Source organism: Povalibacter uvarum (genome assembly GCF_014202975.1).
Lineage (GTDB): Bacteria > Pseudomonadota > Gammaproteobacteria > Steroidobacterales > Steroidobacteraceae > Steroidobacter > Steroidobacter uvarum.
The window spans coordinates 693964-710228 of the sequence record NZ_JACHHZ010000001.1; the positions used below are offsets into that span (position 1 = coordinate 693964).

Sequence of the window (16265 nt, forward strand, 5' to 3'; positions counted from 1 at the left end):
GCGCGACTTCTCCGGTCATCCGTCTTTTTCTTCCGTTCGTCCGGCGGGCTTCCCGGCGTTCACTGTCCCTGTAAACTTCAGGGATGATCGCCCTCCCTGTGTCCCGCCGTCTCGGCAATCTCATCGGGTTTCTGCTGTGCGCCGCGCTCATGGGCTACGCGCTCTACGCGCAGCATGTTCTCGGACTCGAACCCTGTCCCCTGTGTATCTTCCAGCGCGTTGCCGTCATCACAGTCGGGGTGATTTTTCTCATCGCCGCGATTCACAATCCTGGGAACAAGGGAAGTCGCTGGTATCTGGCGGTACTGTGGGTCGCCGTCATCGGCGGCGCGCTGATCGCCATGCGACACATCTGGATCCAGGCCCAGCCCGCGGGTTCCGTGGCCGCTTGTGGCGCGAGTCTCGACTACCTGTTCGAAATCATGCCCGCGACGGACGTCATCACGAAGGTCCTCACCGGGTCGGGTGAGTGCGGCAAGATCGACTGGCGCTTCCTGGGGCTCACGATGCCCTGGTGGGTGCTGATCAGTCTGGTCGGGCTGGGGGCGTGGGGAACGCTCGCGAATCTCAGAGGGAAGTGAGCTGAGGACGGCAGGAATTCCCGCGACGCCTCATGGGCTGTGGGCCCGGCTTTAGCCGGACCCACAAACAGGACGCAGGCCCTGCGTCGTCAGCCGATCACTTCTTCGCCAGCAACAACTCCATAACGCGCTCGTACGTCGCGGTCAGCGTGTCCACGTCCGCGATTCTCACGTTCTCGTTCACCTTGTGGATCGTGGCATTGATCACGCCCAGCTCTACGACCTCCGCGCCGGTGGGCGCGATGAAGCGTCCGTCCGACGTGCCGCCCGTCGTCGACATTTCGGGAGTGCGGCCGGTCTTTTCCTTCACCGCGGCCTGAACAGCCGTCGACAGCGTGCCTGGCGCCGTGAAGAACGGCAGACCCGAGACGAACCATTCCAGCGTGTAGTTGACCTTGTGGCGATCCAGGATCGCCGTGATCGTCTGCTGCATCTTCTCGACGGTCTGTTCCGTCGAGAAACGGATGTTGAATCGCGCCTTCAGCTCCCCGGGAATGACGTTCGGGGCGCCCGTGCCGGCATTGATGTTGGAGATCTGGAAAGTCGTCGGCTGAAAGAACTCGTTGCCCTTGTCCCAGATGCGTGCAGCCAGCTCAGCGAGAGCAGGGGCCACCGAGTGCACGGGGTTGTCGGCAAGATGCGGGTAGGCGACGTGGCCCTGGATGCCATGGACCGTCAGCTTGCCGGAGAGCGAGCCGCGCCGTCCGATCTTGATCATGTCGCCGAGGGCTTCAGTGCTCGTGGGTTCGCCGACCACGCACCAGTCGATCTTCTCGCTGCGGGCCTCCAGCACCTCCATCACGCGGCGGGTGCCGTCGATCGACGGGCCTTCCTCGTCGCTCGTCAGCAGGAAGGCCAGGGTCCCGTCATGGTCCGGGTGGCGGACAATGAAGTTCTCCGTGGCCACGATCATCGCGGCGAGGCCGCTCTTCATATCCGCGGCGCCGCGGCCATAGAGCACGCCGTCCTTGATGACGGGCTCGAACGGGTCCGTCTGCCATTCCTCCCGGGGCCCCGTCGGGACGACGTCGGTATGCCCGGCGAAGCACAGGACCGGTCCCGAGCTGCCGTGCCGGGCCCAGATGTTCTCCACCGGACCGTAGGTCAGCCGCTCGACCTTGAAGCCGAGGGCTTCCAGGCGCGCCGAGATGATCTGCAGGCACCCCTGGTCCTCCGGACTGACCGACGGCCGCCGGATCAGCTCCTGAGTCAGTTCGATGGCAGCGGAGGGCGCGGCGGAACGGGTCTGGCTGGTCATTGGGGGATTCGCGGGTTCCGGGGTGAGAAAGCGGCGCGGACTTATAGCTAACGGGGCCAAAGCGGGCAAGGTGTCTCGTCGCGACTGCAGTGTTACGGCCCTGTTGCAGATTGCCGCGCTGTCATCTGGCCTGTAACACGACTGTCACGCAAGCTCGTCAGACTCGCCGCCCAAGGTTGGCCAGTGCCGTTCATTTCGCCGGACTCGCGGCAGCACGGTCACCGTCTACAAGAGGGCTCAAATCCATGAAGTTGTGGCACAAATTCACCGCGCCGATGGTTCTCAGCGGCTTGGCCGTGATGGCCGCGCCGCATGCAGTGCAGGCGCAGAGCGTCATCAAGATCGACGGCTCGAGCACAGTGTTCCCCATTGCTGAAGCGGTCGCGGAAGAATTCCAGATCGCCAAGCGCGGCAAGGTGCGTGTGACGGTTGGTATCGCGGGCACGGGCGGCGGCTTCAAGCGATTCTGCCGCGGCGAGACGGACATCTCCAATGCGTCACGCCCGATTCTGAAGGAAGAAATGGATGCGTGCCGCGCTGCTGGCGTGAAGTACCTCGAAATTCCCGTGGCCTTCGATGCGCTGACGGTGGTGGTCAATCCGGCGAACAGCTACGTCAAGTCGCTGACGGTCGCCGATCTCAAGAAGATGTGGGAGCCGGGCGCCCAGGGCCGCATTTCCTCCTGGAAGCAGGTTCGTGGCGAATTCCCCGGCGATCGCCTGATGCTCTTCGGGCCTGGCGCGGATTCGGGCACATTCGACTATTTCACTGAAGCAGTGAACGGCAAGGCCAAGGCCAGCCGCGGCGACTTCACGGCGAGCGAAGACGACAACGTTCTCGTCCAGGGCGTCGAGAACAACAAGAGCGCGCTCGGCTACTTCGGCTACGCGTACTACATCGCGCACAAGGATCGCCTGCGCGCGGTGCCGATCATCAACAGCAAGGGCCAGGCTGTCAGCCCGAGCATCGAAGCGGTCATCGACGGCAGCTACGAGCCCCTGTCACGCCCGCTCTTCATCTACGTGCGTGATTCGGCTGCTCAGCGCGCCGAGATCCAGGACTTCATCAAGTTCTACCTCACGGACGGCGCGGCGCTGGTCAAGGAAGTGGGCTATGTCCCGCTGCCCGACCAGGCTTACAAGCTCGCGCTCAAGCACTTCACGGACAAGAAACTCGGCACGGTATTCGGCGGCGTTCCGGAAGTCGGCGTGACGATCGAGAACCTGCTGGCCCGCGAAGGCAAGCTGTAACAGAAACGGGCTGGCGGGTGCCGGGAGCTCGAAAGCCGGGTCGTCCCGGCCGGGCGCCCCGGTACCCGCCAGCCGTCCGTGGTGTCAACGGTCGCATGTCGGCGAGTGAATCAGTAAAGTTCGCCCCCGGCGCCGGCCACCGGGCAGAGGGTGCGATCGGCGGCGGACAGGCACCCGACTTGAAAGGTTCGCTACATTGAATCAGAGCATTTCCAGACCGGGTCTGTCGCAGAATGCCTTGCGCTATCGCAAGGTGCGTGACCGGATCGTCGAAGTCTTTCTGCTGGCGGCGGGCCTCGTCGCTGTTTTCACGACGCTCGCGATCGTGGCGATCCTGCTCTATGAATCGAGCGCGTTCTTCGAGCATGTACCGCTCAAGGACTTTCTGACCGACACGATGTGGACGCCGCTGTTCGCGGATGCCCACTACGGCATTCTTCCCCTGGTCGCCGGCACGCTGACCACGACGATCGTGGCGCTGCTGGTGGCCGTACCGCTCGGCACGACCATTGCGATCTACCTGAGCGAGTTCGCGCCCCACAAGGTGCGAGAGACCGTCAAGCCCATCCTCGAACTGCTGGGCGCGGTGCCGACCGTCGTCTACGGCTACTTCGCACTGACGATGGTCACGCCCTTCCTGCAGATCTTCATGCCCGACCTGCCGGGCTTCAACATGCTGAGCGCCGGCCTGGTCATCGGATTGATGATCGTCCCGTACGTCAGCTCGGTCAGCGAAGATGCGATGCGTGCGGTGCCGCGCTACATGCGCGAAGGCTCATACGCGATGGGAGCGACCCGGCTGCAGACGGCGCTTCGCGTCGTCGTCCCCGGTGCGTTCTCCGGGCTCGCCGCAGCGTTCATTCTCGGGATCTCACGCGCGGTGGGCGAAACGATGGTCGTCGCCATCGCGGCGGGCATGCAGCCCAACCTGACGTTCGATCCACGCGAGCCGGCGGCGACGATCACGGCCTACATCGTGCAGGTCAGCCTGGGCGACTTGCCCCACGGCAGTATCGGATACCAGAGCATTTTCGCGGCCGGCCTCGTGCTGATGCTGATTACGCTCATCTTCAACGTCATCGGCTTCTCGCTGACGCGCCGTTTCCGTGAGGCTTACTGATGAGCGCCAACGTTGCCCCTTACCGGAATTTCGAGGCGCTGCGCGCGGGGTTGATCCGCCGCAAGATGATGGACAAGGTTTTCGTCATCATCGGCCTGATCGTGATGCTGGCGTGTCTGGCAATCCTCGCGATCCTGTTCATCGACCTGGTGCGCGACGGTGCGCCGCGATTCAGCTGGGATTTCTTCACGAACTTCGCGTCTCGTAATGCGGCGCGCGCGGGCATTCTCGCCGCGTGGGTCGGTACCACGCTCGTCATGACGGTGACCGCCGTGTGCGCGGTTCCGGTCGGCGTCGCGGCGGCGATCTATCTCGAGGAATACGCGCCGAAGAACTGGTTCACCGCGGTCATCGAGATCAACGTAACGAATCTGGCGGGCGTCCCCTCGATCGTCTACGGCCTGCTGGCGCTCGGTTTGTTCGTGTATCAGTTCGATCTCGGGCAGAGCATCGCTGCCGCCGGTCTCACGCTCGCGCTGCTCATTCTGCCGATCGTCATCGTCGCCACACGCGAAGCCATTCGCTCCGTGCCGAACGCGATTCGCGAAGCCGCTTACGGCCTCGGCGCAACGCGCTGGGAAGTGACGAAGGATCACGTGCTGCCGTATTCCACTGGCGGCGTGCTCACCGGCATGATCCTCGGCCTGTCGCGGGCGATCGGCGAAACCGCGCCGATCATCACCATCGGCGCGCTGAGCTTCATCGCCTTCCTGCCGGAATCGCCGTTCAAGGGCGAGTTCCCGTTCATTTCGTTCGCCTGGCTCAACGATCCGTTCACCGTCATGCCGATCCAGATGTTCAACTGGGTCTCGCGACCGGATCAGGCGTTCCAGTCCAATGCGGCCGCCGCCGGCGCCATCCTGCTGGGCATGACGTTGCTGATGAACGGCATGGCCATCTGGATCCGCTATCGCTTCCGCAAGAAGATCAATTGGTAAGGTGAAGGGTGATTGCGATGGAAGTTACGACCGAATCAGCCAACACCTCGAACGCCCCAGCGAGGGCGCGTCAGGAGAGTCCTTTGCAGAATGACGCTTCGTCACGGCAGTCCGGTACGCCGCGAATCTCCATCACCGTGGACGATACGCGCAAGGTGCGCACGCTCAACGTAAAGGCCGCCGTCGATAACCTGAATTTCTACTACGGCCAGCATCGCGCGCTGAAGAACCTGACCATTCCGATTGCCGACAAGCAGGTGACTGCGCTCATCGGTCCGTCGGGCTGCGGCAAGAGCACGTTCCTGCGCTGCTTCAATCGCATGCACGACCTGCAGCCGGACACACGCTATGAAGGCAGCATCACGCTGCACCCGGACAACCTGAACCTCGTCGGTTCCGGCGTCGACCCCATCGAAGTGCGCATGCGCATCGGCATGGTGTTCCAGAAGCCGAATCCGTTCCCGAAGTCGATCTTCGAGAACGTTGCCTACGGTCTGCGCCTGCGCGGTGTTCGTAATCGGGCGACGCTTGGCGAAGAAGTTGAGAAGGCGCTGCGCGGCGCCGCGCTGTGGGATGAAGTGAAGGATCGCCTGCAGGACTCCGCGTTGGCACTGTCGGGCGGCCAGATGCAGCGTCTGTGCATCGCTCGCGCACTCGCAACGACGCCTGAAATCCTGCTGTTCGACGAGCCGACCTCGGCGCTGGATCCGATTGCGACCGCGAAGATCGAGGAACTGATCTCGACGCTGCGCGACCAGGTGACGGTGCTGATCGTGACGCACAACATGCAGCAGGCCGCACGCGTATCCGACTACACCGCCTTCATGTATCTCGGCGAGCTGATCGAGTTCGACGAAGCGGCGAAGATCTTCACGAACCCGAGCAAGAAGGCGACGGAAGACTACATCACGGGACGATACGGTTAAGAGGCGTGATGCCTTCCATCGCGCCGCCCACCGATCCCACCGAAGGCCATACCGCCAAGGTATTCGACGTCGCACTTGCCGAGTTGCGGCTGCACGTCGTGACGATGGGCGGTCTCGCGATCGACCAGGTCTCGACGGCCGTTCGGGCATTGCTGGATGGCGATGCTTCTCTCGCGCAGGTCGTGCTCTCGCGCGAATCCCGGATCAACGAGTTCGAACGCAGCGTCGATCGCGAAGCGTTCCGTCTGATCGCCCTTCATCAGCCGATGGCCAGTGACCTGCGCATGGCCAAGGCAGTTTCGCGAATCACCGTGGAGCTGGAGCGGGTAGGCGACGAGGCGAAGAAGATCGCCCGGTTTGCAGGCCGCCTGGCCTCAGGTGAACCGACAGGTCCGGTGCGCGCCGTCGCGCGTTACCTGCGGCACATGGCCGATCTGACGACTGGAATGCTGCGGGAGGCTGTCCGGGCTCTCGACGAATCAGATCCCGATCTCGCGCGTGGCGTAGCAGGTCGCGATTCCGAACTGGATGCCGAGTTTGCTGCTGCCCTGCGCCAGCTTCTGACGCTGGCGATGCAGGACCAGCGCTTCTTCAGCGCCACTATCGATACCGTGTTTGCGCTCAAGGGACTCGAGCGAGTCGGCGATCACGCCAAGAACATTGCCGAGCAAGTGCTCTTCGTCGCGAGCGGCGAAGACGTGAGGCACCAGAAGCAGGGCGATCCGGCGATCAAGTGATCCGGGTCTCTTGCCTGGTCACTCTCTCAACAGTTCGTTGATGCTGACCTTCGCGCGTGTCTGCGCATCGACGCGTTTGACGATCACCGCGCAGTAAAGGTTGTACTTGTTGTTGCGGGGCAGGGAGCCCGAGACCACGACGGCGCCCGCGGGCACACGGCCGTAAGTCACTTCGTCGCGTTCGCGATCGTAGATCGGCGTGCTGGCGCCGATGAACACACCCATCGAGATCACCGCGCCTTCCTCGACGATGACACCCTCGACGATTTCCGAGCGTGCGCCGATGAAGCAGTTGTCTTCGATGATCGTCGGGTTCGCCTGCACGGGTTCCAGAACGCCGCCGAGTCCCGCACCCCCTGACAGGTGAACGTTGCGTCCGACCTGGGCACACGAGCCGACGGTAGCCCAGGTGTCGACCATCGTCCCTTCGCCGACGTAGGCGCCGATGTTCACATAGGACGGCATCAGGATCGCGTTGGGCGCAACGAATGCGCCGCGTCGCACGACCGCATGCGGTACGACACGAACGCCTTCGCTGCGGAAGCGCGCCTCGTCATAGCCCGCGTGCTTGAGCGGGACCTTGTCGAAGAACTTCGTGAAGCCCGCGTCGATCACGCGGTTGTCGTTGAGACGGAACGAGAGCAGCACCGCCTTCTTCAGCCACTGATTGACGTGCCAGGCCCCGTCGCGTTTCTCCGCGACCCGCGCCTTGCCGCTGTCGAGCAGGGTGATCGCTTCTTCGACCGCATTGCGGACGTCGGCCGGATGGTTGCCCGGCGAGAACTGGGTGCGCTGTTCGAAGGCGGCATCGATCAGGGAGGCGAGGGTGGACATGGGTGAGGACGTGATGGGTGATGAAGTAATGCGGTGATGACGGGAGTCTACCCGTTCGCGACGAAGGCGCGAATGCGCTGCGCCGCCTCTTCGCACTCCGGCACGTTGGCCACCAGCGATATCCGGACGCGGCCGCGTCCGGGATTGACGCCGTTCGATTCGCGGGCGATGTAGCTGCCGGGAAGGACCGTGACGTTCTGCGTTTCGAACAGTCCGCGCGTAAACCGCTCGTCGTCCTTCACTTTGGGCCAGAGATAGAAGCTGGCGTCCGGCGCTTCGACTTCCATCACCGACCTCAGGATCGGCAGCACCTTCGCGAACTTCTGCCGATAGAGCGATCGGTTCTCGATGACGTGCTGATCGTCGTTCCACGCCGGGATGCTGGCGAGTTGTGTATGAACGGGCATCGCGCAGCCGTGGTAGGTGCGGTAGAGAAGGAAGGGTTTGATCACGGCCGGATCGCCCGCAACGAAGCCGGACCGCAAGCCCGGAACGCTGGAGCGTTTCGACAGGCTGTGGAAGATCAGGCAGCGCTCGAACCGGCTGTGGCCAGCGGCCAGAGCCGCTTGCAGCAATCCGGGCGGCGGATTGGATTCGTCCAGGTAAATCTCGCTGTAGCACTCATCCGAGGCGACGATGAAGTCGTAGCGATCCGCGAGCTCCAGCGCACGCTTGAGATAGTCGATGCTCGCAACCGCGCCGGTCGGGTTGCCGGGCGAGCAGAGGAACAGCAGCTGGCAACGATTCCAGACTTCAGGCGGCACGCCGTCGAGATCGGGCAGGTCGGTGTGCTGCTTGTCGTTGCCCATGAACCACGGCTCGGCGCCCGCCAGCAACGCTGCGCCTTCGTAGATCTGATAGAACGGATTCGGCATCACCATCAGCGGCTGGGCGCTGCGATCCGTGATGGCCTGAGCGGCAGCGAACAATGCTTCGCGCGTGCCGTTCACCGGGAGAACCATCGTTTCCGGATCGACTGCATTCGGTGGCAGGCGGAAGCGCCGCGTCAGCCAGTCTGCGATCGCCTGACGCAGCGGTTGCACGCCCAGCGTGAGCGGATAGGCGCCGAGCGTCGACAGATTCGCGGTAATGGCTTCCAGGATGAACGACGGCGGCGTGTGACGCGGCTCGCCGATGTACATCGCGATCGGTGAAAGGTTCGCGGGAGGCTGAGCGCCAGCCAGCAAAGCGCGCAAGCGCTCGAAGGGGTACGGCTGGAGCCGCGCCAGCGAAGGATTCATAGAGAGAAGCGGTTGGCGGTTAGCGGTTGGCGGTTAGCGGAAGTCGGAAGAGAGAGCGACCTTCTCATTCTCTGCGGTCCAGCGATTCACTGAGACGTGCTGCAAGTCTTTCGCGCGCGGCGGCGTCAAGGCGGCTGCCTTTTTCGCCGGTGACGTAGAACACGTCTTCGGCGCGCTCGCCGACGGTCATGATCTTCGAGGTGTAGATCTCGACGCGTTCGTTCATGAACACCTTGGCAACCTGTGACAGCAGGCCGGGGCGGTCGCCGGCGATGAGTTCGACGATGGTGCGCTGGTTGACCGGGTCGTCGACGAAGGTGATCTGCGTTGCCGTCGTGAACATCCGCACCTGGCGGGGTGCGCGTCGCGTCACAGTGGCCACGCGGGAGTCATCGGGCTTCGACAGTTCGTGGGCGAGTTGCTGCTCGATATCGCGGATGCGGCCGAGGTCGGTGAGCTCGGCGCCCGTGTCTTCGAGAACGTGGTAGACGTCGACGCTGAAGCCATCGGCTGTCGGCGTGATGCGTGCGTCGACGATGTTCAGGCCCAGCTGGTCCAGAAGGGCGGTGGTGCGCGCGAAGCTGTGCTGTGTTTGCGGCGTGTAGGTCGAGATGCCGGTACCGCCGCGACCAGACTGCTGTTGCACTGACACGATCGATGAGCGCTCGTCGAGTTTGACCTCGCACAGCAGTTGCGTGTGCCAGGCAATCTCTTCGGGCATGTGCCGCAGGAAGTAGGCGTCCGTGAAACGCTGCCACACTTCATCGACCTTCGTTCCGGCAACGCCTGCGCGGGTGAGAAGCTCGCGTGCCTTCGCCTGCGTTTCCGCGATCAGCTCGTCCTGATCGATCGGGCTTTCCAGTCCGCGGCGCAGTGCCTGCTTCGTCCGCTCGTAGAACTCGGAGAAGAGCGACGCTTTCCAGTTGTTCCACAGCTTCGGATTGGTGCCGCGCACGTCGGAGACGGTCAGCACATAGAGATAATCGAGGTGGGTCTGGTCGCCGACGTGCTTGGCGAACTCGTGCAGGACCTTCGGATCGCTGATGTCCTTCTTCTGTGCGGTGACGGACAGAATGAGGTGATTGCGAACGAGCCACGCGACGAGTCGCGCGTCGTAGCGCGACAGCCCTTGCTCGAGACAGAACGCCTCGGCGTCCACTGAACCGAGCTCGGAGTGATCGCCGCCGCGTCCCTTGGCGATGTCGTGGAAGATTGCCGCGAGATAGGCCAGCTCCGGCTTCGGCAGCGACTGCATGATCCGCGACAGGGCGGGGAATTCGTGGTCGTACTTCGGCATCGCCAGTCGACGCAGGTTGCTGACCACGAACAGGGTGTGTGCATCGACCGTGTACGCATGGAACAGGTCGTACTGCATTCGCCCGACGATTCGACCGAACGCAGGAATGTAGCGGCCAAGCACACCGTACAGGTTCATCCGCCGCAGCTCATGAGTTACGCCCACCGGTGCGCTCAGGATCTCGAAGAACAGGCGATGGTTGCGCGGGTGCTGGCGGAACTCTTCGTCGATCAGCCACAGATGACGTGTGACCTGGCGGATGGTCGACGCCCGTACGCCGCGGATCTGCGGGTGCTGTTCGATGACCACGAACAGTTCGAGCAGCGCCGACGGGTAGCGATCGAAGACATCCTCGTTCGTGACTTCGACGTAGTCGTTGCGGATCTGGAAGCGCGGATTGACCGGCACGGGGGGCAGGTGCGCATCGGACAGGATGGCTTCGCGAAAAAGCTGCAGCAGCATTTCGTTCAGCAGGCTGACGTCCATCGCCGTGCGGTAGTACCGCTGCATGAACTGTTCGACCGCGAGCGTGTACGTCGCGTCTTCGTAGCCGAACATCTTCGCGAGCTTGATCTGGTGATCGAACAGCAGGCGATCTTCGCGACGGTTCGTCAGTACGTGCAGCGCGAACCGGACTTTCCACAGGAATGACTGCGCGGTCTTCAGCTTGCGCAGCTCGCTCCGCGTCAGGAAGCCGTGATCCACCAGCTCATCGAGCGAGTCGGCATTGAAATGGCGCTTGGCGACCCAGCCGATCGTCTGGATGTCGCGCAGACCCCCCGGACTCGATTTGACGTTCGGTTCGAGGTTGTAGGCAGTATCGTGATAGCGATGATGACGCGCCGTCTGTTCCGCGACCTTCGCTTCGAAAAAATCACGCGTCGGCCACACACGTTCTGGTGCGAGTGCGCGTCGCATCGCGTCGAACAGCTGTTCCGGACCGGTGAGCAGGCGCGCTTCGATCATCGTCGTGGCGACGCTTACGTCGGCAGCGGCTTCGCGCTGACAGTCGTCGATCGTCCGGACGCTGTGACCGACCTCGAGGCCGATGTCCCACATGAACGTGAGGAAGCGTTCGAGATTCGCCTGCCAGGGCATCGATTCGCTCTTCGGCAGCAGAATCATGATGTCGATGTCGGAGCACAGGTTCAGCTCGCCTCGGCCGTAGCCGCCCACGGAGATCAATGCGACATCGCGTGCGCCGACATGCTGGGCCCAGGCGGTCTTCAGCAGCATGTCGACGAGCCGGGCGCGGTCGCGCACCAGGCGTTCGACCGGTTCGTCGTCCAGGAAGCGCTGCTTGAGGCGATTGTCGCCCTCGGTCAGCGCGGAGCGGAACGCTGCGATGTCCTGACCACTCTGCGCAGCGGCCAGCGTCTGCTGCAGACTGTTCAGATAGTCCCACGGCGGATCGCTGACGGTCGTCGACAGTTCTTCGAGATCTTCGGGCGTGACAACGGGCATGAGGTCGTTCGGTCGTTATTGGCTCGAGCGCTCTGCCGCGCAGAGCGTAAGCACTTCATATCCGGATTCTGTTACGAGGACGGTGTGCTCCCACTGAGCCGACAGCGAGTGGTCCTTGGTGACGACCGTCCAGCCATCGGCGAGCAGCTTCACGTCCCGTTTGCCGGCGTTGATCATGGGCTCGACCGTGAAAGTCATGCCCGGCGCCAGCTCCAGCCCCGGTTCGCGCTGCCGATAATGCAACACCTGCGGATCTTCGTGAAATATTCGGCCGATCCCATGTCCGCAATATTCGCGCACGATCGAGAGGTGCAGCGGATCGATCATCGTCTGGATGGCCGAACCGATGTCACCGATGCGGGCTCCGGGACGGATCTGCCGGATGCCGGTCCACATGGCCTGATGGGTGACGTCCATGAGTCTTTGCGCGGCGGGCGCCACTTTGCCGACGGCGAACATCCGGCTCGTGTCGCCGTGCCAGCCGTCTTTGATGACGGTGACGTCGATGTTGATGATGTCGCCCTGCTTGAGACGGCGATCGCCCGGGATGCCGTGGCAGACGACATGGTTGACGGACGTGCAGACCGATTTCGGGAACCCCCGGTAATTGAGCGGGGCAGGGATGGCGCGCTGCACATTCACGATGTATTCGTGGCAGCGGTCGTTGATCTCGTCCGTGGTGGCGCCCGCAACGACGTGCGGGGCGATCATGTCGAGAACGTCGGCTGCCAGCCGCCCGGCCTCGCGCATGCCTTCCTGTTCGGCGGGGGTTTTGATGGTCACCTGCATGTCGGGGTCAGATTCAGTTACGGATTAGGGGAAACCGGCAGTCCCGGCCACGATCGGCCGGCCGCCGGGGCGGCAGGCCGCGTCAGGCGGCAGTATGAGGGTCGGGACGCCGGATGGAAGCCCCGGATCGAAGTCCGGGATCAGGAATTCACCGGGCCGGAGCCGGTTACTTTCCGGGAAAAAACTTGTGGCTGATCATTGAGTTTATGGTATAAAGCGCGCGCTTTTTTGGCAACGAATCGTCCTTAACCATCTCTCACACTGGCCGTCACGTGCGGCGGGGTGCCTGGGAAAACCGCACAGGGCTCGTCCCTGAACGGATTCTTCAGGTCGCCGTATGGGACCAGTGGAGGCTCAACCCCTTTAGGAGTTTGCTATGTCCGGCATGTCCATGCGACAGATGCTGGAAGCGGGCGTCCATTTCGGACACCAGACCCGCTTCTGGAACCCCAAGATGGCTCAGTTCATCTTCGGCGAACGTAACCGAATCCATATCATCAATCTCGAGAAGACGCTGCCCATGTACAACGAGGCGGCGACCTTCATCCGCCAGGTTGTCGCCGACGGCGGCAAGGTGCTCTTCGTCGGCACCAAGCGCTCGGCCCGCGAAGCCATCAAGACCGAAGCTGCCCGTTGCGGCATGCCTTACGTCAGCCATCGCTGGCTCGGCGGCATGCTCACCAACTTCAAGACCGTCCGTCAGTCGATCAAGCGCCTCACGTCGCTCGATGAATCGGCTGCGAACGGCACCCTCGAACAGCACAGCAAGCGCGAAGCGCAGGGCCTGCGCCGCGAGCGCGAGAAGCTCGAGCGCAGCCTCGGCGGCATCAAGGACATGGAGTCCCTCCCGGACGTCCTGTTCGTGATCGACGTCGGTCATGAGCGCATTGCGATCCACGAAGCCAAGAAGCTGGGTATCCCGGTCGTCGCGGTCGTCGACACGAATTGCGCGCCGGACGACGTCGATTTCGTCATCCCGGGCAACGATGACGCCATGCGCGCCATCCAGCTCTACGGCGCGGGCATTGCCGACGCAGTGATCGAAGGCCGGTCGTCGGCCCCCGAAGTGCCGGCTGGCGAAGACGAGTTCGTCGAGCTCGATGCGGAAGGCAAGCCGAAGCCGAAGGCTGCGGCAGGTGCTGCACCGGCCGCACGTCGCGGCGGTGGCAAGGCCGCAGCTGTCAAGAAGAAGGCCGCTACCCGCAAGCGTCCGTCGCCGGACGAGATTCCGGCTGCACCGGCTGCAGACCTGGATGACGTCGATTCCGACACCAGCGCCGCCGATGTGATGGCGAGCCGTCGCGCTTCCCTGCGCAAGCCTGCTACGCCGACCGCGGAGTGATTCATGGCCGTTACAGCTGAAGCAGTGAAGCAGCTCCGCGAGCGCACCGGCGCGGGGATGATGGAGTGCAAGAAGGCACTCACCGAGACCAACGGTGATCTGGACGCCGCGGCGGAGCTGATGCGCAAGGCGGGCCTCGCGAAGGCCGACAAGAAGGCTGCCCGCGTTGCCGCCGAAGGCGTGATCGTCATCGAGCGCTCGGCCGATGCGAAGCGCGCCGCGATCGTCGAAGTGAATTGCGAAACCGACTTCGTCGCCCGCGAGAACGACTTCAAGGGATTCGCCACCAGCGTTGCCAAGGCTGCGCTCGCCCAGCGTCCCGCGTCGCTCGAAGCGCTGCTGGCTGCCAAGTCCGAGAGCGGTTCGACGCTCGATGAAGTCCGTCGCGCACTGATCGCCAAGATCGGCGAGAACATCAGCGTGCGTCGCTTCGACCTCGTCGAGTCGCCTGTCGTCATTGGTGCGTACCTGCACGGATCGCGCATCGGTGCACTCGTCTCCCTGACGAAGGGCGAAGAGGCGACGGCGAAGGACATCGCGATGCACGTCGCCGCGATCAATCCGCCGCACGTGTCTTCGGCCGAGATTCCGGCCGACCTGGTCGCCAAGGAAAAGGAAATCCACACGGAGACGACCAAGGCCGATCCGAAGCTCGCCGGCAAGCCGGAAGCGATCATCGCGAAGGCGGTGGAAGGCAAGATCCGCAAGTGGATGAGCGAGATCACGCTGCTCGGCCAGCCGTTCGTGAAGGACGACAAGCAGAGCGTCGAGCAATACCTCAAGCAGGCGGGCGCGGAAGTGGCCTCGTTCGTGCGTTACGAGGTAGGCGCCGGCATCGAGAAGAAGCAGGAAGACTTTGCCGAGGAAGTCAGGAAGCAGGTGGAGAATTCCAAGGCTCCACCGGCGAAGTGATTCATCGGTCGTGATTGAGAGAACCCCGCCCCGGCGGGGTTCTCTATAATGGGCGCCGGAAGTGGCGCCAGGGCGGACGCGAAATCCTCGTCGCCGGATCGGCCCCGGCCCTCTTCAGCATCCGGCTTCCAGGCAGGACTATGACCGAAACCAGCAAATCCACAGCAACGACCACGCTTCCCACCGGCCAGGGCCTGCGCCGGATTCTCCTCAAACTGTCAGGCGAAGCGCTGATGGGGGAGGAGGACTACGGGATCGATCCGAAAGTGCTCAAGCGCGTCGCGGTAGAGATCCGCGAAGTCATGAGTCTCGGGCTGCAGGTTGCGGTGGTGATCGGCGGCGGCAACATCTTCCGCGGCGCCGGTCTGGCAAGATCGGGTATGGATCGGGTGACGGGCGACCACATGGGTATGCTCGCCACGGTCATGAACTCGCTTGCAATGCAGGATGCGGTCGAAGGTCTTGGCATGCATGCCCGCGTGATGTCCGCGATCCGCATCAACGAAGTCTGCGAGGAATACATCCGTCGTCGTGCCGTGCGCCACCTCGAGAAGGGTCGCGTCACGATTCTCGCCGCCGGAACGGGTAACCCGTTTTTCACCACGGACACCGCGGCCAGCCTGCGTGCGATCGAGATCAATGCCGACCTGCTGCTCAAGGCGACGAAGGTCAACGGCATTTACTCCGACGATCCGATGAAGAATCCAGCCGCCACGCGCTACCAGCGCCTGACGTTCGACAAGGTCCTGACGGATCGGCTGAACGTGATGGATGCGACCGCGATCGTCATGTGCCGGGACAACAACCTGCCGCTCAGGGTGTTCGACATGACCAAGCCCGGTGAACTGATGCGCATCGTGCGCGGGGAAGATGTGGGAACGCTGGTAACGAATTCATAGCCTGGTGGGCCGTCGCGTGCCGGGATGAAGAGGCACGCCGCTTCGCGCTAACCTTCCGAACCTACGCGCACACGCGTACCGATTCCGGAGACCTCGATGATCAACGATCTCAAGAAAGACGCCGCCGAACGCATGACGAAATGCGTGCTGGCCCTCAAGAACGAACTGAAGAAGCTGCGCACCGGCCGTGCGCACCCGAGCCTGCTCGAGCACATCCGGGTCGAGTACTACGGCAACGAAGTGCCGCTCAACCAGGTTGCGAACGTTGCACAGGAAGATGCCCGGACCCTCACCGTGACCCCGTGGGAAAAGAACATGGTGCAGGTGATCGAGAAGGCCATCATGAAGTCCGATCTCGGGCTCATGCCGAACACGGCGGGCACCGTGATCCGCGTGCCGATGCCGCCGCTGACCGAAGAGCGTCGCCGCGACCTGACGAAGGTCGTGCGTCATGAAGCCGAGAACGCGCGTGTCGCCGTGCGCAATGTGCGCCGTGACGTGATGTCCGATCTCAAGGACGCGCTCAAGGAAAAGCTCGTGTCGCAGGACGACGATCGTCGTGCGCAGGACGACGTGCAGAAGCTCACGGACAAGTACGTCGCCGAGATCGACCAGGTGCTGGCCGACAAGGAAAAGGAACTGATGCAGGTCTGACCTGCACAGCCTGCGATCGTCCG

General features: G+C 63.1%; 15 protein-coding genes. 10 read left to right on the forward strand and 5 right to left on the reverse strand.

Annotation, left to right across the window (positions count from 1 at the left end):
• Positions 1-98 precede the first annotated feature (98 nt).
• Positions 99-581 carry a disulfide bond formation protein B gene (locus HNQ60_RS02900; protein WP_221303983.1) on the forward strand — a complete coding sequence of 161 codons (483 nt, stop codon included), beginning with the start codon at positions 99-101 and terminating at the stop codon, positions 579-581.
• Positions 582-678: 97 nt separating this feature from the next.
• Here HNQ60_RS02900 and dapE read toward each other — a convergent pair whose 3' ends face one another.
• Positions 679-1839: a succinyl-diaminopimelate desuccinylase gene (gene dapE, locus HNQ60_RS02905; RefSeq protein WP_184329506.1), complete on the reverse strand. Its 1161-nt coding sequence runs from the start codon at positions 1837-1839 to the stop codon at positions 679-681.
• Positions 1840-2084: 245 nt separating this feature from the next.
• On the opposite strand from dapE, the gene HNQ60_RS02910 reads away from it, so the two are divergent.
• The 5 genes from HNQ60_RS02910 to phoU all read left to right on the forward strand — a co-directional run bounded on the left by HNQ60_RS02910 (position 2085) and on the right by phoU (position 6810).
• The gene (locus HNQ60_RS02910) at positions 2085-3089 is read left to right on the forward strand and encodes a PstS family phosphate ABC transporter substrate-binding protein (protein ID WP_221303984.1); all 1005 of its coding nucleotides are present in this window, start codon (positions 2085-2087) and stop codon (positions 3087-3089) included.
• A 223-nt stretch (positions 3090-3312) separates the two neighbouring features.
• On the forward strand, positions 3313-4209 hold the full coding sequence (pstC, locus tag HNQ60_RS02915; RefSeq protein ID WP_407676430.1) for a phosphate ABC transporter permease subunit PstC: 897 nt from the start codon (positions 3313-3315) through the stop codon (positions 4207-4209).
• A complete protein-coding gene (pstA, locus tag HNQ60_RS02920; RefSeq protein WP_184329508.1) occupies positions 4209-5147 on the forward strand; it encodes a phosphate ABC transporter permease PstA in 939 nt (312 codons plus the stop codon). The genes pstC and pstA overlap by 1 nt, the downstream gene beginning before the upstream one ends.
• Positions 5148-5278: 131 nt before the next feature.
• Entirely contained in the window at positions 5279-6073 is a 795-nt protein-coding gene (pstB, locus tag HNQ60_RS02925) for a phosphate ABC transporter ATP-binding protein PstB (protein ID WP_407676431.1), read from the forward strand.
• An 8-nt stretch (positions 6074-6081) separates the two neighbouring features.
• Complete coding sequence (gene phoU / locus HNQ60_RS02930; protein ID WP_184329510.1) at positions 6082-6810, forward strand: phosphate signaling complex protein PhoU; 729 nt, start codon at positions 6082-6084, stop codon at positions 6808-6810.
• Between the two features lie 18 nt (positions 6811-6828).
• Here phoU and dapD read toward each other — a convergent pair whose 3' ends face one another.
• The 4 genes from dapD to map form a co-directional block, all read right to left on the reverse strand.
• Complete coding sequence (gene dapD, locus HNQ60_RS02935) at positions 6829-7644, reverse strand: 2,3,4,5-tetrahydropyridine-2,6-dicarboxylate N-succinyltransferase (protein WP_184329511.1); 816 nt, start codon at positions 7642-7644, stop codon at positions 6829-6831.
• A 47-nt stretch (positions 7645-7691) separates the two neighbouring features.
• A complete protein-coding gene (dapC, locus tag HNQ60_RS02940) occupies positions 7692-8885 on the reverse strand; it encodes a succinyldiaminopimelate transaminase (protein ID WP_184329512.1) in 1194 nt (397 codons plus the stop codon).
• Positions 8886-8949: 64 nt separating this feature from the next.
• Positions 8950-11646, reverse strand: a complete 2697-nt coding sequence (gene glnD, locus HNQ60_RS02945; protein WP_184329513.1) for a [protein-PII] uridylyltransferase — start codon at positions 11644-11646, stop codon at positions 8950-8952.
• A 15-nt stretch (positions 11647-11661) separates the two neighbouring features.
• On the reverse strand, positions 11662-12435 hold the full coding sequence (gene map, locus HNQ60_RS02950; protein WP_184329514.1) for a type I methionyl aminopeptidase: 774 nt from the start codon (positions 12433-12435) through the stop codon (positions 11662-11664).
• A 376-nt stretch (positions 12436-12811) separates the two neighbouring features.
• On the opposite strand from map, the gene rpsB reads away from it, so the two are divergent.
• The 4 genes from rpsB (at position 12812) to frr (ending at position 16242) form a co-directional block, all read left to right on the forward strand.
• Positions 12812-13777, forward strand: coding sequence for a 30S ribosomal protein S2 (gene rpsB, locus HNQ60_RS02955; protein WP_184329515.1), 966 nt, complete (start codon positions 12812-12814; stop codon positions 13775-13777).
• A 3-nt stretch (positions 13778-13780) separates the two neighbouring features.
• The gene (gene tsf / locus HNQ60_RS02960; RefSeq protein WP_184329516.1) at positions 13781-14689 is read left to right on the forward strand and encodes a translation elongation factor Ts; all 909 of its coding nucleotides are present in this window, start codon (positions 13781-13783) and stop codon (positions 14687-14689) included.
• 140 nt (positions 14690-14829) lie between these two features.
• The gene (gene pyrH, locus HNQ60_RS02965; RefSeq protein ID WP_184329517.1) at positions 14830-15588 is read left to right on the forward strand and encodes a UMP kinase; all 759 of its coding nucleotides are present in this window, start codon (positions 14830-14832) and stop codon (positions 15586-15588) included.
• Between the two features lie 96 nt (positions 15589-15684).
• The gene (frr, locus tag HNQ60_RS02970; RefSeq protein ID WP_184329518.1) at positions 15685-16242 is read left to right on the forward strand and encodes a ribosome recycling factor; all 558 of its coding nucleotides are present in this window, start codon (positions 15685-15687) and stop codon (positions 16240-16242) included.
• The last annotated feature ends 23 nt before the right edge of the window (positions 16243-16265 follow it).

Excerpts from the sequence above, each read along its gene's own strand:
- dapD (WP_184329511.1), bottom strand. The coding sequence starts at position 7,644 with ATGTCCACCCTCGCCTCCCTGATCGATGCCGCCTTCGAACAGCGCACC.
- tsf (WP_184329516.1), top strand. The coding sequence starts at position 13,781 with ATGGCCGTTACAGCTGAAGCAGTGAAGCAGCTCCGCGAGCGCACCGGC.
- dapC (WP_184329512.1), bottom strand. The coding sequence starts at position 8,885 with ATGAATCCTTCGCTGGCGCGGCTCCAGCCGTACCCCTTCGAGCGCTTG.
- phoU (WP_184329510.1), top strand. The coding sequence starts at position 6,082 with ATGCCTTCCATCGCGCCGCCCACCGATCCCACCGAAGGCCATACCGCC.
- frr (WP_184329518.1), top strand. The coding sequence starts at position 15,685 with ATGATCAACGATCTCAAGAAAGACGCCGCCGAACGCATGACGAAATGC.
- glnD (WP_184329513.1), bottom strand. The coding sequence starts at position 11,646 with ATGCCCGTTGTCACGCCCGAAGATCTCGAAGAACTGTCGACGACCGTC.
- HNQ60_RS02910 (WP_221303984.1), top strand. The coding sequence starts at position 2,085 with ATGAAGTTGTGGCACAAATTCACCGCGCCGATGGTTCTCAGCGGCTTG.
- dapE (WP_184329506.1), bottom strand. The coding sequence starts at position 1,839 with ATGACCAGCCAGACCCGTTCCGCCGCGCCCTCCGCTGCCATCGAACTG.
- pyrH (WP_184329517.1), top strand. The coding sequence starts at position 14,830 with ATGACCGAAACCAGCAAATCCACAGCAACGACCACGCTTCCCACCGGC.
- rpsB (WP_184329515.1), top strand. The coding sequence starts at position 12,812 with ATGTCCGGCATGTCCATGCGACAGATGCTGGAAGCGGGCGTCCATTTC.
- pstA (WP_184329508.1), top strand. The coding sequence starts at position 4,209 with ATGAGCGCCAACGTTGCCCCTTACCGGAATTTCGAGGCGCTGCGCGCG.
- map (WP_184329514.1), bottom strand. The coding sequence starts at position 12,435 with ATGCAGGTGACCATCAAAACCCCCGCCGAACAGGAAGGCATGCGCGAG.